Origin of the sequence: Rugamonas aquatica, from assembly GCF_009380215.1 — a bacterium.
In the GTDB taxonomy this organism is placed as follows: domain Bacteria; phylum Pseudomonadota; class Gammaproteobacteria; order Burkholderiales; family Burkholderiaceae_D; genus Rugamonas; species Rugamonas aquatica_B.
Genome location: NZ_WHUG01000007.1, coordinates 112859 through 136271 on the forward strand (window position 1 = coordinate 112859; position 23413 = coordinate 136271).

Annotated in this window: 21 protein-coding genes and 1 tRNA gene; 10 read left to right on the top strand and 12 right to left on the bottom strand. The window is 60.2% G+C overall.

Going from position 1 to position 23413, the window contains the following annotated elements:
* Window positions 1-89 precede the first annotated feature (89 nt).
* Window positions 90-326, top strand: coding sequence for a 50S ribosomal protein L28 (rpmB, locus tag GEV02_RS18295; protein ID WP_008451488.1), 237 nt, complete (start codon window positions 90-92; stop codon window positions 324-326).
* 13 nt (window positions 327-339) lie between these two features.
* A complete protein-coding gene (gene rpmG / locus GEV02_RS18300; protein WP_008451489.1) occupies window positions 340-507 on the top strand; it encodes a 50S ribosomal protein L33 in 168 nt (55 codons plus the stop codon).
* 441 nt (window positions 508-948) lie between these two features.
* On the opposite strand, the gene GEV02_RS18310 is transcribed toward rpmG, so the two are convergent.
* From GEV02_RS18310 to GEV02_RS18340, 7 genes are all read right to left on the bottom strand, one after another.
* Complete coding sequence (locus GEV02_RS18310; RefSeq protein WP_152839329.1) at window positions 949-1191, bottom strand: type II toxin-antitoxin system Phd/YefM family antitoxin; 243 nt, start codon at window positions 1189-1191, stop codon at window positions 949-951.
* Window positions 1192-1285: 94 nt separating this feature from the next.
* Window positions 1286-1777 carry a hypothetical protein gene (locus GEV02_RS18315; RefSeq protein WP_235922828.1) on the bottom strand — a complete coding sequence of 164 codons (492 nt, stop codon included), beginning with the start codon at window positions 1775-1777 and terminating at the stop codon, window positions 1286-1288.
* 80 nt (window positions 1778-1857) lie between these two features.
* The gene (locus tag GEV02_RS18320; protein ID WP_152839331.1) at window positions 1858-3060 is read right to left on the bottom strand and encodes a DesA family fatty acid desaturase; all 1203 of its coding nucleotides are present in this window, start codon (window positions 3058-3060) and stop codon (window positions 1858-1860) included.
* A gap of 111 nt (window positions 3061-3171) precedes the next feature.
* The gene (locus tag GEV02_RS18325) at window positions 3172-4551 is read right to left on the bottom strand and encodes a mechanosensitive ion channel family protein (protein WP_152839332.1); all 1380 of its coding nucleotides are present in this window, start codon (window positions 4549-4551) and stop codon (window positions 3172-3174) included.
* 99 nt (window positions 4552-4650) lie between these two features.
* Window positions 4651-5955, bottom strand: coding sequence for an RsmB/NOP family class I SAM-dependent RNA methyltransferase (locus GEV02_RS18330; protein WP_152839333.1), 1305 nt, complete (start codon window positions 5953-5955; stop codon window positions 4651-4653).
* Between the two features lie 18 nt (window positions 5956-5973).
* Window positions 5974-6585: a phosphoribosylglycinamide formyltransferase gene (purN, locus tag GEV02_RS18335; protein WP_152839334.1), complete on the bottom strand. Its 612-nt coding sequence runs from the start codon at window positions 6583-6585 to the stop codon at window positions 5974-5976.
* Window positions 6586-6709: 124 nt separating this feature from the next.
* Window positions 6710-7108: a barstar family protein gene (locus GEV02_RS18340; RefSeq protein WP_008451499.1), complete on the bottom strand. Its 399-nt coding sequence runs from the start codon at window positions 7106-7108 to the stop codon at window positions 6710-6712.
* A 436-nt stretch (window positions 7109-7544) separates the two neighbouring features.
* Here GEV02_RS18340 and GEV02_RS18345 point away from each other — a divergent pair, with 436 nt between their 5' ends.
* The 6 genes from GEV02_RS18345 to GEV02_RS18370 all read left to right on the top strand — a co-directional run bounded on the left by GEV02_RS18345 (window position 7545) and on the right by GEV02_RS18370 (window position 13616).
* Window positions 7545-8063, top strand: a complete 519-nt coding sequence (locus GEV02_RS18345) for a glycine zipper 2TM domain-containing protein (RefSeq protein WP_152839335.1) — start codon at window positions 7545-7547, stop codon at window positions 8061-8063.
* A 118-nt stretch (window positions 8064-8181) separates the two neighbouring features.
* The gene (locus GEV02_RS18350) at window positions 8182-8976 is read left to right on the top strand and encodes a spermine/spermidine synthase domain-containing protein (protein WP_152839336.1); all 795 of its coding nucleotides are present in this window, start codon (window positions 8182-8184) and stop codon (window positions 8974-8976) included.
* A 63-nt stretch (window positions 8977-9039) separates the two neighbouring features.
* Window positions 9040-10854 (top strand): GspE/PulE family protein, encoded by a 1815-nt coding sequence (locus tag GEV02_RS18355; RefSeq protein WP_152839337.1) that lies wholly within the window; start codon window positions 9040-9042, stop codon window positions 10852-10854.
* A gap of 72 nt (window positions 10855-10926) precedes the next feature.
* Window positions 10927-11002: transfer RNA gene (locus GEV02_RS18360), tRNA-Lys, on the top strand.
* Window positions 11003-11150: 148 nt separating this feature from the next.
* Entirely contained in the window at window positions 11151-12869 is a 1719-nt protein-coding gene (locus GEV02_RS18365) for an Eco57I restriction-modification methylase domain-containing protein (RefSeq protein WP_235922829.1), read from the top strand.
* A 6-nt stretch (window positions 12870-12875) separates the two neighbouring features.
* Window positions 12876-13616, top strand: a complete 741-nt coding sequence (locus GEV02_RS18370) for a PaeR7I family type II restriction endonuclease (RefSeq protein WP_152839338.1) — start codon at window positions 12876-12878, stop codon at window positions 13614-13616.
* 44 nt (window positions 13617-13660) lie between these two features.
* Here GEV02_RS18370 and GEV02_RS18375 read toward each other — a convergent pair whose 3' ends face one another.
* The 3 genes from GEV02_RS18375 to GEV02_RS18385 form a co-directional block, all read right to left on the bottom strand.
* Window positions 13661-14899, bottom strand: coding sequence for a DUF5615 family PIN-like protein (locus GEV02_RS18375; protein ID WP_152839339.1), 1239 nt, complete (start codon window positions 14897-14899; stop codon window positions 13661-13663).
* Window positions 14900-15069: 170 nt separating this feature from the next.
* On the bottom strand, window positions 15070-16815 hold the full coding sequence (locus GEV02_RS18380; RefSeq protein ID WP_152839340.1) for a CocE/NonD family hydrolase: 1746 nt from the start codon (window positions 16813-16815) through the stop codon (window positions 15070-15072).
* Window positions 16812-17789 carry an alpha/beta hydrolase gene (locus GEV02_RS18385; protein WP_152839341.1) on the bottom strand — a complete coding sequence of 326 codons (978 nt, stop codon included), beginning with the start codon at window positions 17787-17789 and terminating at the stop codon, window positions 16812-16814. The genes GEV02_RS18380 and GEV02_RS18385 overlap by 4 nt, the downstream gene beginning before the upstream one ends.
* Before the next feature lie 179 nt (window positions 17790-17968).
* On the opposite strand from GEV02_RS18385, the gene relB reads away from it, so the two are divergent.
* Entirely contained in the window at window positions 17969-18172 is a 204-nt protein-coding gene (gene relB, locus GEV02_RS18390; RefSeq protein ID WP_152839342.1) for a type II toxin-antitoxin system RelB family antitoxin, read from the top strand.
* Entirely contained in the window at window positions 18147-18422 is a 276-nt protein-coding gene (locus GEV02_RS18395) for a type II toxin-antitoxin system RelE/ParE family toxin (RefSeq protein ID WP_152839484.1), read from the top strand. Before relB ends, GEV02_RS18395 begins: the two co-directional genes overlap by 26 nt.
* A 40-nt stretch (window positions 18423-18462) precedes the next feature.
* Here GEV02_RS18395 and GEV02_RS18400 read toward each other — a convergent pair whose 3' ends face one another.
* Together GEV02_RS18400 and GEV02_RS18405 are read right to left on the bottom strand one after the other, a co-directional pair.
* Window positions 18463-19980, bottom strand: a complete 1518-nt coding sequence (locus GEV02_RS18400) for a tryptophan halogenase family protein (RefSeq protein WP_152839343.1) — start codon at window positions 19978-19980, stop codon at window positions 18463-18465.
* A 104-nt stretch (window positions 19981-20084) separates the two neighbouring features.
* Complete coding sequence (locus tag GEV02_RS18405; protein ID WP_152839344.1) at window positions 20085-23207, bottom strand: TonB-dependent receptor; 3123 nt, start codon at window positions 23205-23207, stop codon at window positions 20085-20087.
* Window positions 23208-23413: the final 206 nt, after the last annotated feature.

A 23413-nucleotide genomic window follows, 5' to 3' on the forward strand; every position in this document is an offset into this window, starting at 1 on the left:
AATTGTTTTTCACAAGTCATTGAAAAAGCTGAGTTTTTTGGATATACTCTTGTTTTTCCAATTGTGGAATGTCTTTTAAGGAGTGCGTTATGGCACGTGTTTGCCAAGTTACTGGGAAGAAGCCGATGGTCGGCAACAATGTTTCCCACGCAAACAACAAAACCAAACGTCGTTTCCTGCCTAACCTGCAGAACCGTCGTATTTTTGTTGAATCTGAAAACCGCTGGGTCTCCCTGCGTCTGTCCAACGCTGGTCTGCGCGTAATCGACAAAGTCGGCATCGATGCCGTACTGGCCGACATGCGCGCCCGTGGCGAAAAAGTCTAATTAGGGAGCTACCATGGCAAAAACTGGCCGCGACAAAATCAAACTGGAATCGACCGCAGGTACGGGTTTCTTCTACACCACCACCAAGAACAAGCGCACCACGCCTGCTAAAATGGAGATCATGAAGTTCGATCCTAAAGCACGCAAGCACGTTATGTTCAAAGAAACCAAGATCAAGTAATCCGGTCTTCGCTTCTCGTAAAAAAGCCGCTCAGCATCAGCTCAGCGGCTTTTTTGTTTTGGCCCGGTAAATTTGACCTGGATAGCGGGCGATTATCTTGTCTGCCGTTACCAAGGTCATACCTTCAACCAAAGCCTGGGCGACCAATATGCGGTCAAATGGATCCCGATGCAGCGGCGGCAACTGAGCGACACATAGCGTATGCTCCCCCCTGAATCGACAACTCCTGATACCGATGTTTCAACAAGCCATCCCGCAAAAGCCGAACATCGATCATGCCCGCCCCACTCTTTCCGGCACTCTTGATTGCCACCTCCCACAGACTGGCAACACTAAAAACCAAATCATTCTCGACCGAAGTCAACAACGCCGCAGTGGATACTGACAATCTATCCGGGGAAGCTATCGCCCAGAGCAGGATATGCGTATCCAGAAGAAGCTTCACTTTCCACCATAAAAGAGCTTCTCGATCTGAAAATCGGATGCACTGAAGTCCTCGGGAATCGTGAACTGCCCAGCCAGGAACCCCAGGCGTGGAAGCGGCTCAGCAATCGCACTAGAAACAGCCTCGACCTTAACCAATGCCGTGCCGAACCGTGTAATCAGAAATGGTTCTCCACGAACAGCTTTGTCGATCAGCAAAAACAAATTTGCCTGTGCATGACTGATGTCAATCTCGTCCATTTACCGCTCCTTGCCAGACCATCTTTTCAGTCTAAGCCCCGAGGCGACATGACGCAAATCAGGTCAACGGGTTATTAGAGCGGAATCAACATCCCTATAAACAGCCTTCGATGTACTGCACTTCCTTCCAGGCGCCGGCGTAGATTGCGCCGACCTTGCCTTTGCTGGTGTCGAAGCGGATCGCGTATTGGCCGCCGCCGGCCTTGACGGTCAGGGTCTGCTCGCTATCGTCATAGGCTTGTGGCGCGGAGGTCGCCGCTTCACCGTAGACCTGGCGGATCTTTTCCACCGGGTCGCCCAGACCGATGCCGCGCTCGGATTGAATGCCCTCTTCCATCACATCGACCCGCTTCAAGACATCGCCGACAAACATCAGCAGCAACCCAGGCTGGCGCGCAGGCTCCAGCTGGAAGCAATTGGGCGTGCCGCGCAAGGCTTTCGGCATGCGCTCCATATGCTCGCCCAACACTTTGTTGACGGTGTCGAAACGCATGCCGATCTTCAGCGGCCCCGCGCCGTCGAAGCGCACGGTCCAGTCGCCGGCGTGGGCGGCGCATAGCGGCAGCGCCAGGGTCAAGGCAGTCAAATAAGCTCGCAGTTGCATGATGCTCCCTGAAATGAAAAACGGCTCCGAATTCGGAGCCGTTTTATTGTATCAATACTTTCTTATGCGTAGCTGCGCAGGCGGAGCGAGAAGTCTTGCAGCGACTTGATGCCCGACGCTTCCGCGCGGTTGCACCAGTCTTGCAGCTTGTGCAGCAGCTGGTCGCGGGTGAAGTGCGAACGCTCCCAGATCACGCCCAGTTCCACACGCATGGTGTGCATGGTTTCCAGCGCTTTGCTGTGCTGGAACAGTTCCACCAGCTGTTGCTGCTGCGGCGCTTCCAGCTTGCCCGGCTCGCGCTGCAAGAGCTTGCGCGACGATTTCAGGAAGCGTGCTTCCAGCTGGGCCTTGTCTTTCAGGTGTTCCAGCTCTTCTTTCCAGGCGTGCTTGACCGATTTGGCGTACTTGGCCATCACGTCGTAGCGGTTGGCGATGACCGATTGCAGCGTATCGAAGTCGGCTTCCACTTTGCCCTTGGCGAACTTCGGCTCAGGCGCGCGTTTCTTGACCTTGGCCAGGCCCACCATTTCCAGCGCGCGGATGTAGCCCCAGCCGATGTCGAACTCATACCATTTCGACGACAGCTTGGCCGAGGTGGCGAAGGTGTGGTGGTTGTTGTGCAGTTCTTCGCCGCCGATCAGGATGCCGAACGGGATGATGTTGGTGGCAGCGTCGGCGCAATCGTAGTTGCGGTAGCCCCAGTAGTGGCCGATGCCGTTGATGATGCCGGCCGCCGTCACCGGGATCCACATCATCTGCACTGCCCACACGCTGATGCCGATCACGCCGAACAGCACGAAGTTAATCACCAGCAGCGCAGCCACGCCCTGCCAGCTGAAGCGGGTGTACAGATTGCGTTCGATCCAGTCGGTCGGCGTGCCATGGCCATACTTTTCCATGGTTTCCAGATTCTTCGATTCAGCGCGATACAGCTCGGCGCCTTCCCAGAACACTTTCTTGATGCCGCGGGTGACAGGGCTGTGCGGATCTTCCTCGGTATCGCACTTGGCGTGGTGCTTGCGGTGGATCGCAGCCCATTCCTTGGTCACCTGGCCGGTGGTCAGCCACAGCCAGAAGCGGAAGAAATGGCTAGGGATCGCGTGCAGCTCCAGCGCCCGGTGCGCCTGGTGACGGTGCAGGTAGATGGTGACGCTGGCGATGGTGATGTGCGTTACGATCAGCGTATAGAAGAAGACTTGCCATGCGGTGAGTCGGGTGACGCCGTTAGACAAAAAATCCAGTACATCATATAAACTAAAAATCATTACTACTCCAAAGTGGGCGTGTCTCGCTGTGCGGTCGTTCCGCCAAGATTGCGTTTTTAGCAGGCGCAGGAAGTCCGTCAGTCTTACTTTTGGACGTTATTGTACGCTGATTTAAACGTGATTAGCGGAAGGATTTCCCGTAGTCACCGATGATTTCTTCGGCACGGTCGTGCTTTCCGGGGTTGGAAATTGCTCGGGCACAGGGCCGAGAATACGCATTTCCCTCTGCGGGAATGGCACGGAAATATTGTTCTCCTTCAGCGCGCGCCAGATCGCGCGGTTGACGTCCGAGGTCACGCCGCCGCGGCCGTTCTGCGGATCGTTGATCCAGAATCCCACCTGCAGATCCAGCCCGTCCGCGCCAAAGCTCAACAGCTGCGCCGATGGCAGCTTGTCTTCCTTCAGCACGCGGTCGACGGTCAGCGCGGCATCTTCCAGCAGCTTGAGCACTGTATCGACATCGGTATCGTAAGCCACCGAGACCTTGGTCGAGATCCACAGCATGCTGCTCGACAGCGAGGAATTCTGCACCGCGCCCGACACCAGCATCTCGTTCGGCACGATGGACTCGACGCCATCCAGTCCCTGCAGCACGGTGTAGCGCGTGTTGATCTGCGTGACGCGGCCGCTGTACTTATCGACGGTAATCATGTCGCCGATGGTCAGGCTGCGGTCCAGCAGAATCACGAAGCCGGACACGTAGTTGCTGGCGATCTTCTGCAAACCCAGACCCAGGCCAACGCCCAGCGCGCCGCCGAACACCGACAACACGGTGAGGTCGATGCCCACCAGCGACAAGCTCATCAACACAGCAACCAGGATCAGCACGGCGCGCGCAGTACGCGCCACCACCACCCGCAGGTTGGAGTGCATGCCCTGCACTTTCATCAGTTGCTCTTCCAGCGCGGCGCCAGCCCACAAGGCCAGCATCAGCAACACCACCACCGACACGGTCGCCTGCAGGATGTCGGCGATCGACACCTTGTATTTGCCAATCGGCAGGATGGTGCCATCCAGGTAGTCGAACACATCGACCCACACGCCGGTGATGTACAGCACGAACGCCAGCCACACCAGCAACTGGAACACCTTCTCGAAGGCCAGCATGGTGGCGCTGACCTCGCCGTGACGCGCAAACACGCGGCGCAGCAGGTAGAAGGTGAAACGTATCACCGCCAGCGAACCGAAGATCGGCAGCGCCAGCCTGAGCATGTTGACGTGGAAGTGGTATTTGGCCAGCACTACGCGCGCCAGCGCCAGCAGGCCGACCACGGCCAGCGGCGCCATCACGCGGCCGAAGCTTTCGACGCCGAAGCGCAGCATGCCGCGATGCGTATCGTCCGGGCGGCCGAAGCGCCTCTTCAGCAACCGCGTCAGCCCAAAGCCCAGCAGCACGGAAACGATGATGGCGCCAAGCTGCCACAGCAGGCTGGGGTCGTTCAAGTCGCCGGTGAGGTCGTCGATCAGGTTGAGCAAGGGTTGTTGATTCATCGTGTGGAAGTGCCGAATGACTGAGATGCGTAGATTAACGTAAAAAAGGCCGGGCAGTGTACACACCTGCCCGGCCTTTGCGCTGCGTAGCGAAGAAGATTACTCCTCGACCGCTTCGTCCTCATCCTTGACGATGACTTTCTTGGCCATAGGCTTGCGCTCGAACACGGCGGCGAAGAAGCCGTCGGTCTGGTGCTTGTGCGGCAGCAGCTTCAGATAGTCGCCCATCTCCAGCTCGATGCGCTGCTCGGCCAGCACTTTGCTCATCGGCACCAGCTCGAAGTCAGGATGCGTATCGAGGAACTGCTTGGCGATAAAGTCGTTCTCGTCGTCCAGGAAACTGCACGTTGCGTAGACCAGGCGACCGCCGCCCTTCAACAGGCGCGCGGCGCCGGCCAGAATGGCGGCCTGCTTGACTTGCAGTTCGCCGATAGCGCTAGGCTGCTGGCGCCATTTGACGTCGGGATTGCGGCGCAGGGTGCCCAGGCCCGAGCACGGCGCATCGACCAGCACGCGGTCGATCTTGCCGGCCAGACGCTTGATCTTGGCGTCGCGCTCATGCGCGATCTGCACCGGATGCACATTGGACAGGCCGCTGCGCGCCAGGCGCGGCTTCAGCTTGGCCAGGCGCTTCTCGGACACGTCGAAAGCGTACAGACGGCCGGTGTTGCGCATGGTCGCGCCCAGTGCCAGCGTCTTGCCGCCGGCGCCGGCGCAGAAGTCCACCACCATCTCGCCACGCTTGGCGCCGACGATGGCCGACAGAATCTGGCTGCCCTCGTCCTGCACTTCGATATGGCCGTCCTTGAACAGCGGCAGGTTTTGCAGCGCAGGCTTTTGCAGCACGCGCAGGCCCAGCGGCGCGAACGGCGTCGGCGTGCTGCGAATCGGTGCTTCCAGCAGCTTGGCGGCGACATCGTCGCGGGTCGCCTTCATGGCGTTGACGCGCAGGTCCAGCGGCGCCGGCGAGTTCATGCCGTCGGCCAGCGCCAGCGTTTCCTCTTCGCCCATCTGCTCGACCAGCTTGTCGAACAACCACTTCGGCATGTTCGAACGGCTGGACTTGTGCATCACCTTGCGGTCGATTTGCAGGATGCGCTCGACCCAGGACACTTCATCCTCGGTCAGGCCGCCCAGCGATTCGACGCCGACCGCGTCCGCCATGCCCAACAAGGTCAGACGACGCATGGTGGCGCCGCCGCCCGCTTCGGAGAAATCGGTATAAAACGATTTATTGCGCAGCACGTTGTAGACGCACTCGGCGATGGCGCCGCGTTCGCGGCCGCCCAGGCGGTGGTGGTCTTTGAAATAGCGCGACAGGGTGGTGTCGGCCGGCGCGGCAAAGCGCAAAATCTCGCGCAACACTTCTTCGGCGTTGGCGAGTATCGCTGGTGGCAATCTCATGGAATTCCTTGGTTAGTTTTACTTTGTATGGTCCACGTGGACCGCGCCCTGCGCTATCGTCAACCTGTCTTCGACAAACCAGCGTATCGCCTGCGGATACATCACATGCTCCTGCTGCAGCACGCGGGCGGACAGGGTTTCAACCGTATCGTCGGGCAACACGGGCACGGCGGCTTGCGCCACCATCGGCCCGTGATCGAGTTCGGCCGTCACGAAATGCACCGTCGCCCCATGCTCGGCCACGCCGGCGGCCAGCGCCTGCGCGTGGGTCGCCAGACCGGGGAACAGCGGCAGCAGCGACGGATGGATGTTGAGCATGCGGCCGGCGTAATGCGCGACAAACTGCTCCGTCAAAATCCGCATGAAACCTGCCAGCACCACCAGATCGGGCTGGAAGCCGTCGATCACGGTTTGCAGGGCGGCGTCGAATTCGGCGCGGCTGGCATAGTCTTTGTTGGCAACAATAGCCGTCGGGATTCCATGCTCAGCAGCGAAAACCAGCCCGGAGGCGTCGGCGCGGTTGCTGATGACGGCGGCAATACGGGCGGGCCAGCGCTCGGCTTGCGCCGCGCGGACGACCGCTTCCATGTTGCTGCCGCGACCGGAAATCAGGATGACGATGTTTTTCATAGGCCGACATTGTACCTTGTTCATGCAGCCGGGACTACAACTGAACAAGATTTGTTGCAATGCAGCAGGGCGCCTCGGGGCGTGGAAGACCCGCTCCTACGCTGGCGCGGGAGGGGATTCCGGCTTACTCGAAGGAGTAAAATACCCGGAACGGGACTTTCTTGTCGGCCCAGTAGTCGGCAGCGTCGCGGAACACGTCCAGCAGGGTTTCCCGTGCTTCCTTGTCAAATTTTTGAGTATTGGGCAACTGTTCCAGCACCACCAGGAAACCTTGCTGCGTGCCGGCGCCGGCCATGGTTTCGGTCAACGTCGTCCGCAAACCATCGAAATTCTTGCCTATACCCTTGGGGAACTGGAACGATTCGGCAATGATGCCCAGGACTTGCTGCTTGGTCGCGCCGGCGATGCAGTGCGCGTACAGGAAGTGATGTCCGAGGCGGGCCGCTTCTTCTTGCAGCTCGACCACGCGGAAGGCGCGGATCGATTGCACGAGGTTGGGCGGCACGGTCATTAACAAACTCATGTTTCCCTCAATCTGACCTGGAATGTACGGTGTGTCCACTTTACTGTCGGGAGTGCCTATTTTGTGAATAAAAGAGTAAATAATTTGAGCACCTGTCCACTTAACACGGCAAACTGGTCTGCGTTTACCGTGGCTGATTCATGTGTTTCTCGAATCCCATACCCATATTAGGGTAACGTGTTGTTCCTCCCAGATCAACACGAATGTGATGGCTCACGCAATATTTGTTAAAAACAGAACATTTTGAGCGGGTTTTAGGGGCCAAATGGGCACATTTCCCCCTTTTGGCCGCGCGACGCGCTTTCGTGACCCCTGTTACAATTTGTTGCCATAGATACCTGTTTAGCACTAGTTCCTAACGGGTAGCAGGACTACCATACAAACCATGCAATATCAGAATCCCTGATAAGACATCCAAACTGACACGAGGTACCAAATGAACTTGCAAGCCAAACTGATCGCATCCGTACTTTGCGTAGGCGCCCTGCCCTTCGCTGCCCAAGCTGCCGATTTTGAAGATTTCGGCCGTGTGGTTCGCGTCACCCCGCAGGTCGAACAAATCAACCGTCCGCGCCAGGAATGCCGCACCGAATACGTCCAGGTGCAGCAGCCTGCGCCATCGCGCGGCGTCGGCGGCGCCATCATCGGCGGCCTAATCGGCGGTCTGGCCGGTAATCAGGTCGGCGGCGGCACCGGCCGCTCGGTCGCCACCGCTGCTGGCGCCATCGCCGGCGCCGTGGCCGGCGACCGCATCGACAACGCCAACACCCCGTCCAGCGGCGGCGTGCAGGAACAGCAAGTCAAGCAGTGCCGCACCGTCGACCACTGGGAATCGCGCACCTCCGGCTATGAAGTCACCTACGACTATCGCGGCCGCAACTACACCAGCGTGATGTCCTACGATCCGGGCGAGCGCGTGCGCCTGCGCGTGGTCGTCGAGCCTGCGCAGCGTTAATCCGCAGCCTCACTCCCCAGCACTGCCGGTCCGATGACCGGCAGTGTCGTTTTCAGGCTTGCTTTGCTGCAAGGCATCGCGGGATAATGCCGGTTCACCTCCTGTTGCCGCCGCCCCCATGCTGATCAAACGAAAATCCATCGAACAAGTCGAATCCTCCCGCCCGGCCTCCAAGCCCACTCCCGTGCGCAAGCCGAAATACGCGCCGGTGACGCTGTCGGAACAGGACGGCGTGCGCTATCTGCACTTCGGCACGGAATGGGTGCAGGGCGCGATGCGCATCCGCAAGCCCAACTGGCCTGAGCTGGAATACGCGCAGCAGATGATGGCCTGGATGCTGTGGCAGCAACAGCCGGCCCGCATCGCCCAGCTGGGCCTGGGCACGGCCACGCTGACCAAATACTGCTACGTCACCTTCCCCGAAGCCGCCGTCACGGCGGTCGAGCTGAATCCGTCGGTGATCGCGATCTGCGCCTCGATGTTCAAGCTGCCGGACAACGACGCCCGCCTGAACGTGGTGGAAATGGACGCGCTCGACTACGTCAACGACGAAGCCAACGCCGGCACGCTGGACGTGCTGCAAGTGGATCTGTACGACGCCACCGCGCGCGGCCCGGTGCTCGACAGCGCCGAGTTCTACCAGTCCTGCAACGCCTGCCTGACGGACGACGGCATCATGACGGTCAACCTGTTCGGCGACCACCCCAGCTACGCGCGCAACATCAAGGCCATCAAGTTCGCCTTCGAGCAAGTCATTTGCCTGCCGCAGGTACATGATGGTAACGTGGTGGCGATCGCCTTCAAGCGCCAGCGCGCCATCGACCTCGCCGCGCTGGCCGAGCGCGCGGCGCAGATCACCGCCAGCACCAAGCTGCCAGCCAAGACCTGGGTCAAAGGCATCGCAGCGAAGTAAGCGAAGTAATCAGAGGGAATGCGGCGGCGGGCCGATCCGCTGCCGACTTTTGAAAGTGGCACGATGTCCGCAACCTCCGCACCTGTCGTCACCCCGCCCGCCAAACCGGCGCCGCTCGATCTGCAGCAGATCTACACCTGGCTGCTGGCCGACGGCATGATACGCAAGGCCGAAGTCAAGGATCTGTACGCGCAAAGCCAGGGCATCCTGAAGAACGCCGTCGGCCCCATGCACCCGCTGTGCGCGGTGGCGCATGGCAAGCTGCTGTCGGCGCTGCCGCCGCACAAGCTGCTGACCTTGGACGCGCTGTGCGAATGGCTGGCGGCGCGCACCGGCCTGGCCTTCACCCGCATCGATCCGCTGAAGATAGACTTCACCCGCGTGGCCGACGTGATGTCGGCCAGCTACGCGGCGCGCTTCAACATCCTGCCGCTGGAACTGAACGGCGACACGCTGGTGGTGGCCACCGCCGACCCTTACGCGGTCGAGTGGGAAGCGGAGATCGCCAAGATCTCGCGCCGCACGATACGCCGCGTGATCGCTAACCCGCTCGACATCGCGCAGTACATCACGCAATTCTTCAGCCTGGCCAAGTCGATCAAGAAGGCCAACAAGAACAACACCAACGACCTCGCGCTGCGCAACAACTTCGAGCAGCTGGTCGAGATGGGCAAGACCAACAAGCAGGTCGACGCCAACGACCAGCATGTAATCAACATCGTCGACTGGCTGTGGCAATACGCCTTCGAACAGCGCGCCTCCGACATCCACCTGGAACCCAAGCGCGACATGGCGGCAATCCGCTTCCGCATCGACGGCGTGCTGCACCAGGTGTACCAGGTGCCGGCGGTGGTGATGATCGCCATGACCGCGCGCATCAAACTGCTGGGCCGCATGGACGTGATCGAGAAGCGCCGCCCGCAGGACGGCCGCATCAAGACCCGCACCGCCGGCGGCCAGGAGATCGAACTGCGTTTGTCGACGCTGCCGACCGCCTTCGGCGAAAAGCTGGTGATGCGTATCTTCGATCCCGACGTGGTGGTGAAGACATTGCCGGAACTGGGCTTCCCTGCCGACGACGCGCAGCGCTGGGACGAGCTGACCGCGCGCCCGCACGGCATCATCCTGGTGACGGGGCCGACCGGCTCGGGCAAGACCACCACGCTGTACACCACGCTCAAGGCGCTAGCGACGTCGGAGGTCAACGTCTGCACGGTGGAAGACCCGATCGAGATGGTGGAGCCGGCCTTCAACCAGATGCAGGTGCAGCCAGGCATCGAGCTGTCCTTCGCCGACGGCGTGCGCGCGCTGATGCGGCAAGATCCGGACATCATCATGGTCGGCGAGATCCGCGACCTGGCCACCGCCGAGATGGCGATCCAGGCCGCGCTGACCGGCCACCTGGTGCTGTCCACCCTGCACACCAACGACGCGCCGTCGGCCGTGATGCGCCTGCTGGAACTGGGCGTGCCCTACTACCTGCTGGAGGCGACGCTGATCGGCATCATGGCGCAGCGCCTGGTGCGCACGCTGTGCACCGAATGCAAGAAGGACGACGGCGAACTGACCGACGACATCTGGCACAGCATAGGCGGCGCGTGGGACTTGCCCAAGCCGGCCGTTATCTATCGCGCGGTGGGCTGCCCCGAGTGCAGGCAGACCGGCTATCGCGGCCGCACCGGCATCTACGAGCTGCTGACGGTGACGGAAGGCTTCAGCGACATGGTGCGCGAGGAAACCGACATCCAGGCATTGCGCCGCCAGAGCGTGGCCGACGGCATGAAGCCGCTGCGCATCGCCGGCGCGATGAAAGTGCAGGAAGGCGTCACCACCGCCGACGAGGTGTTGAAGGTAACGGCGGCGCTGGGGATGAAATAAGAAGGGGATAAATTGTTTTCACAAAACCCTTTGCACTTTACGGCGGGCTGTATATAATACGGCCTCTTTCGGGGGTCGTTAGCTCAGCTGGTAGAGCAGCGGACTTTTAATCCGTTGGTCGCAGGTTCGAATCCCGCACGGCCTACCACCGAATTCAGTAGTACCAATTGAGGCTTACCCGCTACGGCGCGTAGGCCTTTTTTGCGTCCATAAGAAAAATATCCCCCACAGGGGGTAATATTTTTTATGTGTAACAATACGCGCCATGAATCAACCACTGAGAGAAGCAGCTTGCCATGACATTAGTGCCGACAATCGGAGATCGCATCGCGCCAGCCATCGCTGCTTGCCCGATGTTCGCCGCTAAGGAAGAACTAGCCAAGCTGGGTGGGCACGAGGTTCGCGGAGCCGTATTCACTCGGATCGAAGTCGTGGAGTTCATCCTCGATTTGGTCGGCTACACCGAAGACAAGCCACTGCATCAACTCCGCATTCTTGAGCCCTCTTTCGGTGGAGGGAACTTCCTCATTGCTGCGATCCGTCGCCTCATCAATTCCTGGCGTTCTTCTGGCGACGCCCAAGACGTGGGAAGTCTCGGCAATGCCATTCGGGCGGTGGAACTCCACCGGGAGACATTCAACTCCACGTACGCAGCCGTGACCGCATTGCTTCAACAAGAGGGCTTGCACAGCGCTGCCGCAGAGGCACTGGCAAATCGCTGGCTTATCCAGGGCGACTTCCTGCTCACCCCACTGCACGATGACTTCAACTTCGTAGTCGGCAATCCGCCCTACGTTCGCCAAGAGCTCATCCCTACTGCCTTGCTCGCGGAATACCGAGCCAGGTTTCAGACGATGTACGACCGCGCGGACCTCTACATCCCGTTCATCGAGAAATCGCTCACCTTACTTTCCAAGGGCGGTGTGCTGGGCTTTATTTGCGCCGACCGCTGGACGAAGAACCGGTACGGAGCGCCGTTACGCAAGTTGGTGTCCGACCATTTCCACCTCAGGACATTCGTGGATATGAGCGACACGCCAGCATTCCATTCGGATGTCATTGCCTATCCGGCAATCACGGTGATCAGCCGCGAAAAGGCAGGTCCGACACGAGTCGCGCACCGTCCAAAGATCGACAGCGCCTCGCTGTGCGCGCTTGCAGCCGAGATCCACTCCAAATCGCTTCCGAGCGACACCACAACCGTCCGCGAGCTAGCCCGCGTCACGGACGGAATGGAGCCATGGCTGCTTGGCTCATCGGATCAAACCGCATTGGTCCGCCGGCTGGAAGGCCTGTTCCCGCCGCTTGAGGAGGCAGGATGCAAAGTGGGCATCGGCGTCGCGACGGGCGCTGACAACGCGTTCATCGGTGACTTTGACTCGCTTGACGTCGAAGACGACAGGAAGGTCCCCTTGGTTACGACTCGCGACATCATGTCGGGCGAAGTGAAGTGGCGCGGCGAAGGTGTGATCAATCCTTTTGCCGATGCCGGAGGGCTCGTCGATTTGGCCGTGTACCCTCGACTTCGCCGGTACCTGGAAGAACGCCGGGGCGTCATAGAGAAAAGGCACGTCGCCACCAAGAACCCAGCCAACTGGTACCGCACTATCGACCGGATAACGCCGTCGCTGACCGCCAAGCCAAAACTGCTCATACCTGACATCAAGGGTAAGGCACACATCGTCTTCGAAGCGGGCGAGCTCTATCCGCACCACAACCTCTACTACGCGACCTCCGACACGTGGGATCTGCGGGCACTCCAGGCAGTATTGCTCTCCGAAGTGACGCGCCTGTTCATCGCGACCTACTCGACGAAGATGCGCGGTGGTTTCCTGCGGTTCCAGGCGCAGTACCTGCGACGGATCAGGATACCCACCTGGGACAGCGTTCCGGTGGCATTGCGCCAGGCGCTCGCCGCTGCCGCAACGACGCGCGATCTCGATGCCTGCAACCGGGCAGTCTTCGAGCTTTACGGACTGAGCCAGGAAGAACGAAACACTTTAGGGAGCAACTAGCAAAATATGGCACTCGATCTCGTAGACTACGAACGGAAAGCCCGCGAAGCCGTCATGGCGTTTTGGGGGAACAGGGAGGCCGCAAGGCAGAAGCAAATCGAGTCGGGCAAGGCCGACCAAGGCGAGCGGGGTGGCGTTACCGCTGGCAAGAACATGGATGGCTTTCTTGCGCTGGTACTGGACATCGTTCGCGCCAATGGCTTGACCCATGCCGACATCCACGAGACCAAGGCCGTGCTCACCCTGCCGGGCTACTACCGTCCGACGAAGCAGTGGGATCTTTTGATCACGTACAAGGGGCAGCTCATCGCGGCCATCGAACTCAAGAGCCAGGTCGGTCCATCGTTCGGCAATAACTTCAACAACCGGACGGAAGAGGCGATCGGCACCGCGCACGACTTCCAGACCGCCTACCGCGAAGAAGCTTTCGGCAAGCAGCCTCGACCGTTCGTAGGATGGCTGATGCTGGTCGAGGACGAACCGAAGTCGAGAGCCGCCGTGAGAGACCGCTCGCCGCACTTCCCCGTGCTGAAGGAGTTTAAAGACGCGTCCTACCTGAAGCGCTACGAACTGCTTTGCCAGAAGCTGGTCCAAGAGCAGCTCTACACCAGCGCAGCCCTGCTCACGTCCGCACGGACCGGGGTTGCGACCGGCCAGTATGGGGAGATGTCGGAGATGACTGGCCTGAAGGCGTTCGTCACGGCACTCGCCGGACACGTTGCGGCAGAAGCTGCGAGACTGGAATAAAACAGCCGATGCGCAAGACTTTCCGACACAATCGGAGCCTTCCCCTAAACCCCGCTGTCTCCGGCGGGACGCCTTTCGGACGTTCTACTTTCCAGCAATAGCTGGACGGCGAAATCGCGGAGCATGTCCTCGAAGATCGACACGACGCCATCAATGTCCCTGTCGGGAAACATCTTTTGGAACCCCTTCAGCGCGACAATTTGGCACGTCGCAGCTATCGAGAGCGTGTCGGCTACCTGCTCAAATCTAGGCCGGATCGAGATCCCGATCAGATTCCCGCTACCGTCGTCGTGGGCAGCGACCTTCCTTAGCGAGTCCCAAGTGGGATGCCCACCTTCAGCGCTTAGGAAGCGGTACAGGACAGCATACACGTCACCGATACCTGCCGCTTTCGCGAGGGCCCGGAGATTGACCGACGCTTCCGCGCTGGCAGCGGTACCGCTGACCGCTCCCCGGATATACCTGCCCAGCGGATCGTCCTCCTGCAAGCCAATTTCTTCCTTCAGTGCAGTCAACCAGCTTTCATAGTGGTACCTGTAAGCCGCATTGAGCTTCCCTGCTAGGTCGATTTCCGGAATGGCCGCCAACGCGAATCCGTAGATCGCTGCCTCCACGCAGCTTCGCCCCAAGAAGCGTGCCTCACCTTCCATGCCAATAGCAGCCAAGCGGCACGACGCCTCGAAACTAGTGGTCGCCTGCGAGAAGAGCATCAGGGCAAGCATGGCGCGCCCATCCCCGTCGGGGATCTTCACATCCTGAAGACGCATGACCGAAACCCGGTTCATCGCGATGCAAAGGTTGGCGTACTGAAGGGTCCGATCCGACCACTCGGAGTTCCTCAATGCATCAGGCGGTAGGAAGGCGTCCTTGGCGAATCGCGGTATGGCTCCGCCCTCCCCCGCCACGTCAGGCCTGTTCAATGGCAGCATCCTGAGCGTGTTCCCGGTGGACTTGATATCCAGCGTCACGAGTGCTCCTGCCCGCAGGTCACCGGAAGCTTGCGAAATAGCCCCCAGGATTTCGGGGATAATCGCGCCGACGTCGGCAACGCCCCGAACCTGCAGGACGCTCGGACAGCCGGCCGGTTTCGCGAGAAGGATTTCGGCAAGCCCCAGATCGCCGCTGATGACGATGAACTCGTCTGCAGCAGCAAACGCTAGGACTTCCGCGAGCGACGCTTGCGGCGGGCCGACGTCGTCCCAATGCGTAACTTCGACATGGAAGCCTCCCGCGAACAGTTTCGGCAGGTGGCTGGGCAAGCTTGGGTGCAGGAGCAGTTTCATCTTCGTCCAAGAAATGTTCGCGATGAATCCATTCTGCACTATTTGGCTGGACGCCAACAAGAATAGCCCGCCAGAGGATCCGCTTTTCACGGCCCTCATCAATCAAATCGCAGCTCGTGTCGAAAAGGCGTATAACCGGGACCCGCTTCGAGAGCCAGTTCCTCACTAAATTACTGCGCCAATCGCAAGATCGGCACCGTGATATAGCTGCGGTTGGACCATTCCACCTTTAGCTTCTCCTTCGCATCGGCAATCGTTTCATCGCTCACATCCTTGCCTGTGCCGTAATTCAGTTGTGAGAACGGATTCTTGTTCACGTTCAGGTAGACCACCAGCCGGCTTCCCTTGCTCAGGCGCTTGCTGACCAACTTGGTCGTGCCCAGCGGGATGCGCTCAAGCCGGCCAGGCGTGAGCAGCATGCGGCGGCTTGGGTCCTTCGCATAGCTGGCGCGATTGATGATGTAAGAGAGGTGGAAGTATTTCCCCTCCGGCGTCAGTTCGTACATGGTCACGCCCAGGTCGAAGTCGCGCTTATTGATGCGCGCAACAATCTCGCCACCAAAGGCGCCGTTGTACAAGACCTCGTCATCGAACGGTACGCTGATAAAGATGTAGCCGTTGCTCGTGTCGATCTCGTCGGTCACGATCGAACCCGGGTAGTAGTCATTGTTGAACTGCTTGCGGTCCTGAAAATCGACCACCTGCTTGAGCATGGCCGCCTTGCCCGGCTGGACGGCGCTCAGAAGATGCGCGCGCTGCTTGTTTGCGCCGGCGAGCGGCACATTGCTCAAGTAGAGCTTGAGCGTTTCATTGCTCATCGCCGCCAGCGAAGGCGCGCTGCGCCACTGTTCGGTGCCCATGACCTGGTAGTTGATCTTGTCCTTCAACACGCCGGGCTTGGGGCCGCTTTTCAGGATGTAGTCCAGCCATTGATAGGTGATGGCCTTGGTATCAATCAGCGCAGCGTCCGGCACTTCCATGCCATTGATAAGCTTTTCGCCGCCGCGCTGCGCCCCGAAGTGGCCGTAAGGACCGATGATCAGGTACTGCTCGGCGTTCGGCACATGACGCAGGTGCTCACGCAGATAGTTCACGCCGGATACCTGCGAATCGTTGTAATAACCGTCCACCGACAATACCGGTATCCGGATCTGGGCAAACTCTTCCTTGTACGGCGCCATCGCCTGCCAGTAAGCGTCGTAGGATGGGTGCTGCATCCAGCGCTGAAGCAAGGGATTGGGCGTGCCGTCGATCTTGTCGATGGTGCGATAGGCAGCGCCGCTGTTCCACCAGGCGAACTGCATCTTGCGGAAGCGCTCGCGGTCATCGTTGACAGCGCTGTCGAGGGTCTTGTTGTTGCCGACGTAGAAGGCCCACTGGTAATTGGGATTGATGAAGACATTGTTCTCCATCGGCAAACCCATTCCCGGGCGGTTCGCCACATAGGGCACGATAGTCTTGAGGGCCGGATGCAAAGTCTTGGCCGCGGCCCATTGCGTAAAGCCGTTGTAGCTGCCGCCGAACATGCCGACCGCGCCATTGCTCCAGGGCTGGCGGCTGATCCAGTCGATGACATCGTAGGCATCCTTGGCGTCGTGCTCGTATGGCGCAATGGGGTCCGGACTCAGGTACTTGCCACGGCTGTAGGCCATCATCGCGACATAGCCGCGGTCGGCTATTTCTTTCAGGCTCGCCAGGTCCCGCTCGGGGCGAACGTAGATGGTGAACTGTAGCACCGTCGGCAGTGTGGGCGCCGCATCTTTTCGGCGTACCAGCATCCCCGACACGGTGGCGCCGTCGCGGGTGGTGAGCACTACCTTGTCTTGCACATCGTAGTCGTCGCCAGCGGCTGGCTGCGCATCGGCCACGCGGGCCACCGACAACAAGAGCGCGATGATGGTCAGGACCTTCCTCATTGGCTGCCTTTCGTATGAAGTTCTTCCGGGTGGTCTGCCACAACGCCGATCGTCGTCAGCCACGTCTCGACCAGCTGCGGCCACTTCGTAATCGGGAGCCCGGTTGGACGCAGTCCGAACGCGTGCTTGCCGCCGGCGAACAAGTGCATCTCGACCGGTACATTCGCCTTCCTCAGCGCCGCGTAATACAGCAGGGAAAACTCGACCGGATCCACCGGATCGTCTTGCGCATGAACCAGGAAGGTTGGAGGTGTCTGCCTGGTGACGACGATGCGAGGATTGATCCTGGAAAGATCGTCCTTGTAGTTGACCGACATATGCCCGGGATAGAGCGCCACCGCGAAGTCAGGACGACAGCTTGCGCGGTCGGCCTCATCTACCGCCGAATAGATGCGCTTGGTGTACGTGCTGATTGCCGCGACCAAGTGGCCGCCTGCCGAAAAGCCAAGAACGCCGATCTTGTTCGGATCGATTTTCCAATCGGCCGCATGGTGGCGAAGGAGACTCACCGCTCGCTGCGCGTCCTGCAACGCCGTGTGTACTTTCGGAATAACGCGCTTGTTGCGCACCGGATCCCAATGCGGTCCCGAGCCAGGAACGCGATACTTCAAGAGCACGCACGTCACGCCGATGTCGGTGAGCCAGTCGCACACTTCCGTGCCCTCAAGATCAATGGCCAGCACCCGATAACCGCCGCCAGGAAAGACGACCACGGCGGCGCCGGTGTTCTTTCCCTTGGGCGAGTAGATGGTCATCGTCGGATGCGTGACGTTCGATACCTGTAGCCACGGCTTGCCCGCAACGGGCGCATCTTCGCGCAGCGTTGTGTCGTCCTCCGGTCCAGCGGCGGATTGCGGGTTGGGGATCGCTCCAGGCCAAAGCGCCAATTGCGTATGTCCGGGCAAAGGTTGCCAAGCACCTGCGCTCACGTTGGCAGAGACAAATATCGTGAGCGCCAAGAATATATATTTCAAAGATTTTCCATTAGCAGACAAGACTTTAGTTTGAAAAAATCTTACCAAGCTTAACAGAAACGCAAGATACGTCCAAGACGATGGGGAGTAAACCAACACGCAACGCCCTCTGTGATGTCGCTCAATGAACCCGGCTGGCGCGGCATCATGCAATCCGTCTGCCGTATAATCGGCAAATCATGAATGAAAATCCATCTCCGACTGCATCCGAGTTCGCGACGGCTGAAGAAGCTGAAGCCTACGACCTCTGGTTTCGGGCGAAAGTTCAAAGGTCGCTTGACGACCAACGCCCTGCCGCCGCCCACGAGGACGTGATGGCTGCACTCCGGAAGATTATCGAAACGAAGCGTGACACCAATGCTTCCGATCCGATGGAAAACTGAAGCGCAAGCAGATCTGGCGACGATTCTCGCCTACATCGCAGAACGTAACCAACAGGCCGCAACCGATCTCTACAACGAGATTGACCGCGCCGTATCACAGCTTCCGCATCACCCTTATCTATACCGTCCGGGACGGGTAGCAAACACGCGCGAAATGGTCGCCCATTCAAATTACGTTATCGTGTATCGCGTTGGCACGACTGCGATAGAAATTCTCTCCGTCATGCATACGCGCCAACAGTATCCTTGAGCAGTATAAGAAACTCAACCGGGTTGATAGCACACGCTACCTACAGAGGGGAAGCCTTCCAATAACGGTCCAGCCATTGCCCGTGCGTGGGCATCGCCGCGACGGCGTGGGCCAGCGTTGCGCGCATGTCTTCGACGTATTGCACCAGCTTATCCTCCGGCATGTCGTCGACAATCGGGTGGTAGCTTTGCGGCATGATGCGCTGGCCCAGCATCACCTGTACCCAACTCGGCAGCGCGAAGAAATCCTCGCCGTTGCGGAAGTAGCGTCCGTCGCTGCGGAACAGATCCATCGCCTCCTTCAAGCTGTCCGGTACGGACATCGTGCGGCAGTAGTCCCAGAACGGCGTATCGTTGCGCTCGGTCGCGTGGTAGTGCAGGATCAGGAAATCCCGCACCCGCTCGTACTCGAATGCGGATTCGCGATTGAAGCGCTCGGCCAGCAAGGGATTGAAATCGCTGCCGGGGAATAGCCCCAGCAGCCGCGTGATGCCCGACTGGACCATGTAGATGCTGGTCGATTCCAGCGGCTCCAGAAAGCCGCTGGCCAGACCCAGCGCCACCACGTTCTTGTTCCAGCACTTCTTGCGCATGCCGGGCGTGAAGCGCAGCGGACGCGGATCGGCCAGCGGCTTGCCATCAAGATTGGCCAGCAGCGTCGCGGCGGCCTCGTCGTCGCCGATGTATTTGCTCGAATACACATAGCCGTTGCCGGTGCGGTGCTGCAGCGGAATGCGCCACTGCCACCCCGCCTCGCGCGCGGTGGCGCGCGTGTACGGCGTGATCGGATCGATGCGTTCGCTCGGCACCGCCATCGCCCGGTCGCACGGCAGCCAGTGCGACCAGTCCACGTAGCCGGTCTTCAGCGCCTGCTCGATCAGCAGCCCGCGGAAGCCCGAGCAATCGATGAACAGCTCGCCTTCAACGACCTGGCCGTTTTCCATCGTCACCGATTCGACGTAGCCATCGTCAGCGCGCTGGTTCACGCCGACGATCTTGCCTTCGATGCGCTGCACGCCGCGCTGCTCCGACAGCTCGCGCAGGAAGCGCGCGTACAGGCCGGCGTCGAAATGATAGGCGTAGGCGATGTCGGCCAATGGCGAGTTCGGCGGCGAGTTCCTATCGCCAGGCACGAACTTGCCTTGCGGTGCCATCACCGTTTGCAGCGAGTACTCACCAATCGGCGCCGCCCGTCCGGACTGGAACAGCTTCAGCCAGAACTGGTGGAACGGCAGCGGCCCCAGCGAGCGGCCGATCACGCCGAAACCGTGGATGTAGCTATCGCCGATGCGCGACCAGTCCTGGAACTGGATGCCGAGCTTGATCGTGCCCTGCGTGCGCTTGACGAACTCGGTTTCGTCGATGCCCAGCATCTGTCCGTTGAACATGCGGATATGCGGCACGCTGGCCTCCCCCACGCCGACGATGCCGATTTCCTCGGACTCGATCAGCCGCACCGAAGTCTGCTTGCCGAGATAGGTAGCCAGTGCCGCCGCAGCCATCCAGCCGGCGCTGCCGCCACCGACCACCACCACGCGCTTGATCCTGTTGTTTGTCATGTCTCGCGATCCGTTCTTCAAGCAAAAAAACCGGCAGTCGCCAAAACTGGCAACGGCCGGAAGGGAAGGCCCCTCACGCCGGCGGGCGCGAGAGGGGGACGAAATCAGAACTTGTAGTTCAGGCCGAAGTAAGCGATGCGGCCGGTGTAACCATTGGAGTAGAAGCGGTTGTTGGTGTCGCTGCCCAGATGCGAGCTGCTCTCTTCCTTCGTCAGGTTCAACACCGAAGCGGTCAGGCTCAGCTCCTTGGTGATGTTGTACGCCACGTTGACGTCGACCTGGCTGTACGGATCCTGGTAGACGTTCAAGCCGTTGACCAGGCCGCCCACCACTTCGCCGCGACGGTTGTACGACGCACGTGCCAGGTACTTCTCGGTTTCGTAGAACACGGTGATGTTCGCCTGGTTCTTCGCGCTGCCGACCAGCTGCGACTTGCCGATCTCCGTGCCGTCGCCGAGGGTGATGGCGGCCTGGTTGGTCTTGTTGTACGTGTAGTTGACCTGGAAGCCGAGGCCGGAAGCCAGCGTGTGCTGCGCATACATTTCGACACCTTGCGATACGCCGTTACGGCCACCGGCGGAAGTCGAGTAGTTCTGCACGGTCACGCTCTTGCCGCCCACGTCCATGGTCACGTCACGCACCACCGGCACAGCGAAGTTGCTGACGTTCTTGCGGAACAGATCGACGCCGAGCACCGAGCCGCGCTTGAAGTACCACTCCAGGCCCACGTCGAGCTGGGTGGCTTTGTACGGTTCCAGCTGCTTGTTGCTGCCTTCGCCGAACCAGCCCTGCTTGTCGCCGCCACCGATCAGACGGCGGTCGTTGACGTATTCCTGGCTGTAGTACTGCAAGCCGCCCGGCGCAGCGATATCGCTGTAGCTTGGACGCGAGACCACCTTGGATGCCGCCACGCGCAGCAGCAGATCCTGACGCAGATCGTAGGCCAGGTTCAGGCTAGGCAGCACGTCGTTGTAGCTGCGGTCAAGCGAGCTGACCACGAACGACGAGGTGCGCGCGGTGCTGTCCGGCAGCCGGGTGAAGCCGCTGGTGCAGCCGGAGCCGGCAGGTGCGCCGACCGCAGGCAAGCCGCCCGCCTGGCAAGGCGCAGGCGCGCCGTTAGGACCGTTGAAGAAGTAGTCGTTGTAGTTGTCGACGCGGTCGGTCGAGTCGGCATGCTGCTTGGTGCGCACCACGCGCAGACCGATATTGCCGCGCAGACGGTCGGTCTTGATGTTGGCCTGCAGGTAGGTCGACGAAATCTTCTCGTTGACGTTGTAGACGAAGTTGTCTTCGTTACGGGTCTGCATCGCGCCGTAGGTCTGGTTCAGGTAGGCGATGTAGGCCGGGTAGTTAATCGCCGGGAACGCGCTGGCCTTGATGCCGCCGGCCAGGTTGTCCAGCGATTGGCTGTACAGGAACTGCGGCTGGAACTTGTTGGCGGTGGAATCGCAGCCGGCCTGATAGCGCTTGTCGTAGTCGGCCGGATTGGCGCCCTTGCACACCCAGTAGTTGTTGCCGGTGCTGCGGCTGGTGCCGCCGTCACGATACTTGCCGCCGAATTGCAGCGAGTCCAGCCACTTGCCGTCGTTGTGCCAGGTGAAGTCGGCCTGGGCGTACTTCTGCTGGGTGCTGTTGCGGGTCCACGAGGACGAGGTCGAACCGAGGTCGATCTCGCCTATGCCTTTTTGCAGATTGGCCATCAGCTCCGGCGAGAACGTCATCGTCGGCGTGCCGGTGGTGCTCCAGGCGCTGGCGTAGTTACCCAGCGTCCAGCTGCCGTCGGCGTTTTGCAGGCGCGGCTTGATCGGCATGCCGAATTGCAGCTCAGGGCCGCCGCCGGCCCAGGTACGGCCGCCCTTGAAGGTGGCGTCCAGCGATTCACCGTGCCATTCGGCTTCGATGTCGGCGGTTTGCGACAACGCCTTCTCGCGGTTGTAGCTGCCGGTGATCTGCGGCGTTGGAATGGTGCAGTCGTCGGGACCGAAGCCGCCGGTGTTCTTGATGCCGCCCGCTGCCGCCTGGGCGCCGCTGCAATAGTAGGTCTTGCCTGGATGCGCGCTGTACTTCGCGCCGGTGACGATGGTGCCGCTAGGGTCGAAGGTCAGGCCGTCGAGCATGCGGCCGCCCGGCCAGTTGCCGTCGCCGTCGTAGCGCGCCAGATTCCATTCCGGGATCTTCAGCGTGTTGGTCTGCGAGTTCTGCGACAGGTCGAAGCGGAAGTAATTACCGGTCAGGGTCAGGTTGCGGACCGGCTTCAATTGCATGGTCAGCTGGCCGCCCTTTCGCTCGCGGTCCTCGGTCTTGACATCGAAGTTGACCGAGGTTGGCATCATGAAGTTGCTGTAGTACTTGCCGGCCTGGTCGTAGAAGCCGGACTGGCCCCACCAGTAGCTGTTCATGTCGGACGGCTTGCCGTTGACATCGGTCGCTGGATGGGTTTTGTAGTTGTCGCCGTACCATTGCCAGTTTTCGGTGCTGGCGCCCATGGTGCGCGTGGTGCGTTTCTGTTGCGTGTAACCGACCAGCACGCCGAAACGGTTGCCCTCGTCATGCCATGCATATTGACCGGAGAACTGGCCGTCGGTTTTCTTGCTGGTGTCGGCCCAGGTGCCTTCGGCGGCGACGAAGCCGCTGCCGGATTTGACTTCCAGCGGACGGCGCGTGTGCAGGATCACGGTGCCGCCGATGCCGCCTTCGTCGATGCGCGCTTCAGGCGACTTGAACAGCTCGGCGCTGGACAGCATATTGGCCGGCATCAGCATGTAGTTGAACGAGCGGGTCGGGTCGCCGTTGGACTCGGCGGTGGCGATGTAGTTGCCGTTCAATTGGGTCAGGGTCAGTTCCGACGACAGGCCGCGGACGCTGACGTTCTTGCCCTCGCCGCCGCTGCGGTCGATGATTACGCCTGGCACGCGCTGCAGTGCGTCGGCCACGTTTTTATCGGGGAACTTGCCGATGTCTTCGGCGGTGACGACATCGACGATGGCGTTGGCGTTGCGCTTCTGGTCCAGGCTTTTCTCGATCGCGTAGCGATAGCCGGTAACAACCACCGACTCCACTTGGTTGGCGTCGGCATTCTTCTCGGCTGATTTGGCAGCAGGCTTCTCGGCCGGCGCGACTTGCGCGTGGGCGCTGGTCAGGGCCATCAGTCCGAGGCCCAGGGCCGTGGCGATAGGCGTGGCTTGCCAGCGGCGCTGACGTGAAGCGAGAGGTGGTTTGATTGTCATGTATGGTCTCCAGGTCGTGTGCCCGACGACGGGCTGTATTTTTTATGTGGCGGAAGCAGCGTTCCCATCGGCTGGTTGCTTGAAATTTTCCTAAACGAGCCAAATGCCGACGGCATGTCGTTGGGCACTGCATTCCAACCAGAAAGATTTATACAGAAGAAGCCATGGCGGCTCTACAAACTTTCAAAGTTCGCATCATGTTTAGT